Raw genomic sequence first — 8,297 nt, 5'->3', positions numbered from 1 at the left:
CCCCGGCGGGTGTGGAGCCGACCAGCGCGCCGTCGTCCAGGATGATCCGTTCCGGGTTGGCGTCGGTCTGGCGTGTCACGATGCCGCCGCGGGTGGTGCGCACGGACGCGTTCGCGCCGTTGTCACCGAGCACCGGGATCTCGTTGTAGCTGTTGGCCGGGCCCACCGCCACCGGGTTGTTCACCTGGACGCGCATGCCCTCCAGGGACTCGTAGAAGTCGATGCCGTCGGTGGCGGGGTCGAAGGTGCCCGAGGTCTCGACGCTGCCCGTGGCGTCGTTGTCGATCACCGTGGTCGGTGGTATCCGGCCGCCGGTGCCGATGACGGTCGCTGCCGGGACGGCCCTGCTCCCCAGCACGGAGACGGACGGCGAGGTGATCTCCGTGGTGGTCAGGTTCGTGGTGCCCGACCCGCCCGGCCGGTACTCCGTGACGGTTCCGCCGACCGCGACCTCCTGGCCGACGGTGACCGTAGGTGCGCTGGACGTGTACACGAACAGGCCTTCGGAGGTGTCGTCGTCCGCGTCCGGGCACGGGTCCTGGTACCAGAAGCCGCTGCCCGTCACCGCGGTGACCACACCGCGCACGTCGGACACCGACTGGCCGCTTCGCGGGGAGATGTGCGCGCTGCCCTGGACGTCACGGATGCGGGTGGTGTAACCGGCGCAGTCGCTACCCCCGCCCCCGCCGGCCTGGGAGTTCTGCGGGCTGGGGCTGGCCCTGGCGAAGTCGCTCGCGTTGTTGTCGCTGTCAGCGGCCGGGTTCGATCTGGTCGCCGAGGTGGTGTTGGACAGGCTCGGGGCCGGCGAGGCCTCGTAGTCGTTCGCGCTGCCGTAGCCGACGAAGTCCTTCACGCCCGGCGCGGTGTCGCAGTTGCCGCCGCAGGTCAGGGCGGTGGTGCTGGTGACGAGCGCGACCTTGCCGGACGTGGCCGACAGGTTCGTCGTGCCGGTCGCGTCCGGGGTGGGCAGTGCGGCGCCCTGGCTGCCGCCGGAGGCGAGCCGGACCAGATACCTGGCGCCGGGCTGGATCGTGCCGGACAGCGCGGTGGCAAGGTAGTTGGTGCCGGCCGCGGAGGCGTACTGTGCGGACCAGCCGGCAACGCTGACCGCCGTGGTGCCGCGGTTGTACAGCTCTACGAAGTCGTTGCGGTACGTCGCACCGCTGTTACCGCCGCCGCCGTAGACCTCGCTGATCACCACGTCGGGCGAGGCCGGGAAGGCCGGGGTCGCGACGATCCCGGTGAGGCTGAGGCCACCGGCCAGGGCCACGGCGAGTACAGGCGGCAGCATGCGCCGCACGAGGGATCGGCCACGAGGCGAGGGACAAGAATGATCCATGGACGGGCTCCTGACCGACAGCGCGCGGACAGCGACACGAGCCCGTCATCTCTATCGAGCGGACAGCGCCGTTAGAGTCAGCTAAAGGCGACGGTCAGTGAACGGATGCGTGAATTTCTGACGTGACGGTCAGGCCAGCAGCGGGAGCAGGGCGTGGATGTCGGCGAGGGCGCGCAGCTGGTCGGTGAGGTGGGTGCAGGTCGTCGGCCCGGTCATGGAGGAACGCAGCTCGCTGCGCAGCCCGGGCAGGCGCTGGCCGAGCACCCGGTTGACGCTCGTCGCGGCGAGCGGGCACTGCGGGCCCGGCAGGACGCGGGGTGTCGCCTCCGCCGCGTTGATCGTCGCGGTGGCGAGGTCGATCGTGACGTTGACGGCGTACTCGTGCACGATTGCTTCCGAGCCGTCCAGGTCGTGGTAGATGTCCCGGAAGAGCCCGTCCACCACAGCCTCGCCCGGCCGTGGCCCGGGTGCCACGTCGATCCTGCGCCGCCGTCGGATGCTGCCGGGCGGCAGCGGCGGTGCCACGTGCCAGCCCAGCGGATCGCTGTCGTCCTCCAGCCTCGGGGCGTTCGGCCCGCGGCCCAGGAGAGCGGACGGATCCTCGCGGTTGGCGACGTCCAGCCCGCCGCCGGCCACCCAGCCGGCGCAGACGTTGACCGGCGGCATCCTGACGTCGGTGAACGGCACTCCGGCGGTGCGGGCGATCATCGAACCCGAGATCAGCATGACCACGGGCACCTCGTCGAGGAGCAGCCCGAGCAGGGTGCCTCCGGTGGTCAGCTCGGGCACGGCCCGGTCCAGCGCGGTGCGGAAGCCCGATCCGGCCCGGGCGCCCAGCAGCGCGTCACTGCCGGCCACCGCCGGATCGCAGTCGATCGCGGTGACCGTCCGGTCGCCGAAATAGTCGATCGTGACCCGTACACCGGCCTCGGCCACGACCCGCGCGTCGCCGTCCGTTCCCGCCCGCTCCCCGATGGTGCGCAGGTCGCGTGCTCGGCCGACGATCACCACCGGACTTTCGGTGTCGTCCGGGCACAGGACGTCAACTGTGCTGGTACGGCGCACCGAGCAGGGGAGGCGCGGTGGCGTGTCAGTGGTCGGCCCGGTGGGGGAGAGCCACTGGAGAGCAGTCGTCGTCACTCTTCCAAGGGTTGCACTCCGAACCACCGATGGCTCTGTGGCAGCCCGTTCGGAGCAGGGAAGTTGGCAACGTCACGTTCTCCGTGTCGTCTCCGCGGTTGCCGGCCTGTTGCTCGATGGTTCTTCGAACCACCGAGCAGGCCAGGGACCGGGGCTCTCCGGATCCGCCGGGCCCGCCGCCCGCCTGCCGGTCGGTCCGTCAGGTGGACGGCACCGTCTGCGTCGTCCACGAGAAGACGCCCGGCGTGCGTGGGTTGGCGGTGACCCGCAACCACTGCGTGGCGGTGTCGCCGAAGGTCTCCAGCCGGGTCAGGTTGGGTACTCCGGCGTAGGTGGGCTCCACCTCGTAGATGTGCTCGTCGCCGTGCACGAGCAGGACCGGCTTGCCGTATCCGCGCGACCGTTCGGCGATGCGTCGGCGGATCTCGGTGAAGCCCGGGGTCTCGGTGGGCTCGGCCTGCATCAGCAGGAGTACGCCGGGAGCGTGGGTGCGCTCGGCGGTGGCAAAAGCGGTGTCGATCCAGTCGAGCGCGGCGGCCCTGCGTGCCTCGAACTCGGCCAGCCGCAGGTCCGGCCGGTCCCCGCCGGGCAGCTGTGACCACGGTGCCAGGTCGTTCTCGCTGCCGACGACGTGCACGGTGGCGAAGACGATCCGGTTCCGGGTGAAGAGCACGTTTTCGCGGTACTCGCGGTGGCGCTGGTCGGATGCCTGCGTCGCCACCCTCAGCTGGTGACGGCCGAGGGTACGGCCCGGTTCCGGGAAGAACACCCGGCGAACCGCATCCAGGCGCTCGGTGGGCAGGTATCCGCCGGCGGCCGTACGGTGGCAGTCAGTCCATTCGTTGTCGCCGGGTGTCAGCACGAACGGATCGTCGAACGTGCCGAAGAGCTGTACCAGATCGGCGAAGCGGGCGTCGTCACAGGTGGACGAGCCGTTCTTGACGTCGCCGGCATGCAGCACGAAGCGTACGTCCGCATCGGCGTTGACGGTGTCGACCAGGTGCGGGAGGACGGCGCGCTGGGCGTCGCCGTAAGGAGTGTCGCCCAGCAGGGCGAAGGTGACCGCGGGCCTGTCGGGGCCGGCGGGGCCGGGATTGCCGGGCGCGGCGATGGCGGTACCGGCCGGGACGAGTCCCGCGACCGCAATGGTCGCGGCAAGCGCCACTGCTAACAGGTGTCGTCGCATGCGATGACTCTCGACACCTTCGACCACCGGCCGGTGACGACAGTTCAGCCACCGGGCGACGCCTGGTCGACAAGCGCAGTGCGCTGACACCCACGGGCCGCCCGGCACCGGCTCGTGGAAGATACGGGACCGTCTACGACGGCGTCCACCGGAATGACGGAGGGTTGACCTTTTTCACCGGCTTTCCGGTCGGTGCCCGCCGGCTGCCGATTTTCAGAATCAGGAAGGCGATGGATTCGGCGAGATAGAAGACGAAGAGCGCGGCAAGGACGACGCAGCCGGGGACCAGGACGAAGAGAAAACCGGGAAGGGTGACGGCGACGAGCGCGGCGAGCTGCCCGAACCCCGGGCGCCACAGCGTGGACAGCCCCGATTTCCGGACGCCGGCGAGTCGCACCGCCGCCCACATCAGCCACCGCCGTAAGAAGGCCACATCGAGTTCACGCATTGCCCGGCGGAAGATCCCGTCCGCGTCGGCGCGGTCGAAGTCGCCGGCGTCGGCCAGTTTCCACAGCCAGTCGTGCAGGATGGCCGCCTTGGTGTAACGCCCGTATGTGGGTACCAGCCAGGTGAGGAAGCGTGGGACCGACGCGAAGTCGGTCGTAAACCCCGTCGGCACGGTGAAGACCTGTTCTTTTCCCTCGTAGCTGACGGGTTCCAGCAGGCGCCAACGGATGTCGTCGATCTCTTCGACGGCGATCCTGTCACTGAGAAAGGGCATGTGTCCCTCGTCGTTCGTTCCGCGGCGTTGGGGGCGAGGACGGGCAGGCCCCGGACGATAGCCGGAGCCAGGAGGACGACCGGAGCCAGGGGGACGGTTGTGGGATCAGGGGGACGGCCGGAGCCGGGCAGGGGACAGGATCGACTCGTACAGGCGGGCGGTTCGCTCCGCCACGGCCGGCCAGCCGAACTCGGCGACGGCACGGTCCCGGCCCCGCCGGCCCATCACGTCCGCGCGCGCCGGGTCGCCCAGCAGCGTGTTGACGGCTTCGGCGAGCGCCGCGGGGTCCTCGGGCGGGACGAGCAGCCCGGTCACACGATCGTCGACGACCTCGGGGATGCCACCGACCCGGGAGGCGACCACGGCCGTCCCGCAGGCCATGGCCTCGAGGTTGACGATCCCCAGCGGCTCGTACACCGACGGGCAGACGAAGACGGTCGCGTGCGTCAGAAGCTGGATGACCTCGGGTTTGGACAGCATCCCCGGGATCCACACGACGCCCTTGCGGGTGTCGCGCAGCCGGTCGACCTGCGCCGTCACCTCCGCCAGCAGGTCGTCGGTGTCGGGCGCCCCCGCGCAGAGCACGAGCTGGGCCCGCGGGTCGAACCCGGCCGCCGCCTTCAACAGCACCGGCAGGCCCTTCTGCCGGGTGATCCGTCCGACGAACACCACAGACGGCTGCTCCGGGTCGACGCCGTGGCGGGCGAGGACGTCGGTGGCCGGATCCGAGGTGTACTCGTCGGTGTCGATCCCGTTGCCGATGACGTGCACCCGGGCCGGGTCGACCGCCGGATAGGCCGACAGGACGTCCGCCCGCATGCCCCTGCTCACCGCGATGACGGCCGCCGCCGACTCGATGGAGACCCGCTCACACCATGACGACAGCGCGTAGCCGCCGCCGAGCTGTTCGGCCTTCCACGGCCGCAGCGGCTCGAGGGAGTGCGAGGTCATCACGTGCGGGATCCCGTACAGCAGGGACGCGAGGTGTCCGCCGAGGTTGGCGTACCAGGTGTGCGAGTGCACCAGGTCGGCGTCCGCGGCGGCGGCGGTGGCGGACAGGTCGGCCGACACCGTCCGCAGCGCCTCCCCGGCGTCCGCGAGCACCTCCCACGGCCGGTGCGCACGTACCGTGAGGCCGTCCGGGCTCGGGCGGTCGGCGCCCTGGCAGTGCACGGTCAGGTCCACCAGGTGGGCCAGCTCGCGGGCGAGGTACTCGACGTGCACCCCCGCGCCGCCGTAGACCTCCGGTGGGTACTCCCTGGTCAGCAGTGAAACGCGCATGCCCGCCCTTGTGGTTGGTGACCTGTGCATGGTGGCCGGCCGAAGCCTGTGGAGCCGGTCGGGCTCCGGCTCCGGCCGGAACGCTGAACGCCCGCTGTCAGCAGGTGATCGTGACACCCTTCCCGACGACGGTCACGCCCTCCGGGCTCACGGTGAACCCACGGGCGCGGTCGTGCTCCTTGTCCACCCCGACCTCGCAGCCTTCGGGCACGATCACGTTCTTGTCGAGGACGGCGTTACGGACCATGGCCCGCCGTCCGATCACCGTGTTGTGCATGACGACCGCGTTCTCGACATGCGCCCACGAGTTCACCCGCACGCCCGGCGACAGCACCGAGTGGCGCACCAGACCACCAGAGATGATCACGCCGTTGCTGACGATGCTGTTGACGGCCGTGCCGGTCCGGTCCGGGTGCTCGTGGACGAACTTCGCCGGCGGCAGGGACGGGACGTTGGTCAGGATGGGCCAGTTCCGGTTGTACAGGTTGAACACCGGGTCGACCGTGCACAGGTCCATCTGCGCGTCGAAGTAGGAGTCCAGGGTGCCGACGTCACGCCAGTAGCCGTGATCCCGCTCGTTGGCCCCGGGCACGTCGTTGGAGGTGAAGTCGTAGACCTGCGCCACGCCGGCCTTGGCGAGCATCGGGATGATGTTCCCGCCCATGTCGTGGACGCTGGTGTCGTCGTCCGCGTCGGCCCGCAGCGCGTCGATCAGGACGTCCGTCGAGAACACGTAGTTGCCCATGGAGGCGTACGTCTGCTCGGGGCTGTCCGGTAGGCCGGGCGGGTCGGCGGGCTTCTCCAGGAAGGCGTCGATGGTGTAACCGTCCGCGCCGGGGCGGATCACGCCGAACTGTGTGCCGTCGGCCCGCGGGACGCGCAGGCCGGCGACGGTGACGCCGGCTCCGTTGGCCAGGTGCTGGTCGACCATCTGCCGCGGGTCCATCCGGTAGACGTGGTCGGCGCCGAAGACAACCACGATGTCCGGCTGGTCGTCGTAGACGAGGTTGAGGGACTGGTGGATGGCGTCCGCGGATCCGGTGTACCAGCGGGGGCCGAGTCGCTGCTGGGCCGGTACCGGGGTGATGTAGTTGCCGAGCAGGTTGCTCATCCGCCAGGTGGTGGTGATGTGGCGGTCCAGGCTGTGGCTCTTGTACTGGGTGAGCACGCAGATACGCAGGTAGCCCGCGTTGACCAGGTTCGACAGGACGAAGTCGATCAGCCGGTAGAGGCCGCCGAAGGGGACGGCCGGCTTGGCCCGGTCGGCGGTGAGTGGCGCGAGCCGCTTGCCCTCGCCCCCCGCCAGCACGACACCCAGCACTCGTGGTCGTGGTCGTGACATCCCAGACCTCTCAGGGTGACGCCGATGCTTGTAACTGCTTGGTTGCTAATGGTTCAGATAGCACAGTGTGATTGCGGTGAGTGACTGCGCTGTGTCGTCATCGACCGGTCGGGCGCGGCCGCGTTCGGCCGGGCCGACAATGCCGAAGCCTAACAGCGGGTAGTGGAATTCGGGCTCCGGACCGTAAATCCGCGACGACCTGCCACCGCCGGGTTTACCGCCGCCCGGTAGCCGGACCGCCCGGCGGGGCGGACTGCCACCCGGCGCATCACCCTCTGTTTACCGCCGCCCCGGTAGCCGGGCCGCCCCCGGCGCCCGTGACAAGGATCATCCCGCTGGACGCCGGGACACGGGCCTGTTGCCGGCGTCCACCCAGGCGGCCAGGCTGCCCGTGCGCCAGGTCGTCTCAGGTGCCGGGCCGCCCGGCATGTTCCGGCTCTGGCGGCGCCCTGGCCGCCTGCGGACGGTCGCAAGTGGCTGCTGTCGGTTGAAAGGACGGCCGGTTGGAAGCTGGCAGCTGAAAACTGGCAGCTGAAAAGTGGAAAGAAGCTGAAAAATGGAAGAAGGCCTCCCGGTGGCGCGAAAAGCGCTTTTCGCGCCACCGGGAGGCCCGTGCCCCGGTCCTGTTCCGGAGATGCTGCGCGGTGATTACTTTATGCGGCTGGCCTGGTCAGGTCGTAGACGGTCGTGCCGCCGATCGTGGTCGTGGTGAAGGTCTGCTGGACCCATGTGATGATCGCGCTGGTGGTGCCGCCGGAGCCGCCACCGCGGCCCATGCCACCGCTGGCGAGGAAGTAATGGATCTTTCCGGCTTCGACGTACTCCTGGAACTGGGCCAGCGAGGGGGCCGGGTCGGTCCCGTTGAAGCCGCCGATGGCCATCACTGGTGCACGGGCGGCGAGCTGGACGCCGGCGGCGGAGTTGGATCCGATGGTGGCCGCGACCCAGGTGTAGCGCTCGGCGTTCTGGGTGAGCGCGGTCACCAGTTCGGCGTTCGGCGTCCCGGCGTCGAGCAGCCCCCCGAGGCCTCCGCCCCGGCCGAACATCGCCGCACCCTGCTGGCCGAAGCCGCCACCCAGGCCCGTCGTGCCGCCCTGGCCCGCCACACCGCCCTGGCCCGGCACAGCGCCCTGGCCTCCCGTCGCGCCGCCCTGGCCTGTTGTGCCGCCTGGTGGCATCCCCTGCGAGACACCCCCGCCCGGACCATTCATCCGGACGCCGCCGCCGAAGCCTCCGCCGCCGAAACCGCCCCCGCGAGGGCCGCCGCCGAAGCCGCCGGTGGGCCCCG

General features: G+C 70.3%; 7 protein-coding genes (2 of these 7 only partly in view). All 7 read right to left on the bottom strand.

Annotated features, from left to right (window positions below; genetic code table 11):
• Positions 1-1,291: the 5' portion of a lamin tail domain-containing protein gene (locus FrCorBMG51_RS16280; protein WP_047223933.1), read on the bottom strand. 1,109 nt of this gene lie to the left of the window's left edge; 1,291 of the gene's 2,400 nt are visible here — the first part of the coding sequence; it begins with the start codon at positions 1,289-1,291; its stop codon lies beyond the left edge, outside the window.
• A gap of 177 nt (positions 1,292-1,468) precedes the next feature.
• Positions 1,469-2,479, bottom strand: a complete 1,011-nt coding sequence (locus FrCorBMG51_RS16275) for a DUF2889 domain-containing protein (protein ID WP_076843926.1) — start codon at positions 2,477-2,479, stop codon at positions 1,469-1,471.
• A gap of 199 nt (positions 2,480-2,678) precedes the next feature.
• Positions 2,679-3,665, bottom strand: coding sequence for a metallophosphoesterase (locus FrCorBMG51_RS16270; RefSeq protein WP_047223908.1), 987 nt, complete (start codon positions 3,663-3,665; stop codon positions 2,679-2,681).
• Between the two features lie 133 nt (positions 3,666-3,798).
• A complete protein-coding gene (locus FrCorBMG51_RS27000; RefSeq protein WP_047223907.1) occupies positions 3,799-4,386 on the bottom strand; it encodes a DUF1353 domain-containing protein in 588 nt (195 codons plus the stop codon).
• A gap of 105 nt (positions 4,387-4,491) precedes the next feature.
• Entirely contained in the window at positions 4,492-5,667 is a 1,176-nt protein-coding gene (gene glgA / locus FrCorBMG51_RS16260; protein WP_047223906.1) for a glycogen synthase, read from the bottom strand.
• A 97-nt stretch (positions 5,668-5,764) separates the two neighbouring features.
• Positions 5,765-7,009, bottom strand: a complete 1,245-nt coding sequence (glgC, locus tag FrCorBMG51_RS16255; protein ID WP_047223905.1) for a glucose-1-phosphate adenylyltransferase — start codon at positions 7,007-7,009, stop codon at positions 5,765-5,767.
• 653 nt (positions 7,010-7,662) lie between these two features.
• Positions 7,663-8,297, bottom strand: the final stretch of a protein-coding gene (locus tag FrCorBMG51_RS16250) for a mannosyltransferase YkcB-related protein (RefSeq protein ID WP_476742183.1). 1,210 nt of this gene lie beyond the right edge of the window; the window shows 635 of its 1,845 coding nt (coding positions 1,211-1,845); its start codon lies beyond the right edge, outside the window — the gene reads right to left on this strand; it ends in the stop codon at positions 7,663-7,665.

The organism is Protofrankia coriariae (assembly GCF_001017755.1).
Lineage (GTDB): Bacteria > Actinomycetota > Actinomycetes > Frankiales > Frankiaceae > Protofrankia > Protofrankia coriariae.
Note: the sequence above shows the minus strand (reverse complement) of the source record. Positions and strands in the feature narration are given on the sequence as shown.

Excerpts from the sequence above, each read along its gene's own strand:
- FrCorBMG51_RS16270 (WP_047223908.1), bottom strand. The coding sequence starts at position 3,665 with ATGCGACGACACCTGTTAGCAGTGGCGCTTGCCGCGACCATTGCGGTC.
- FrCorBMG51_RS27000 (WP_047223907.1), bottom strand. The coding sequence starts at position 4,386 with ATGCCCTTTCTCAGTGACAGGATCGCCGTCGAAGAGATCGACGACATC.
- glgA (WP_047223906.1), bottom strand. The coding sequence starts at position 5,667 with ATGCGCGTTTCACTGCTGACCAGGGAGTACCCACCGGAGGTCTACGGC.
- glgC (WP_047223905.1), bottom strand. The coding sequence starts at position 7,009 with ATGTCACGACCACGACCACGAGTGCTGGGTGTCGTGCTGGCGGGGGGC.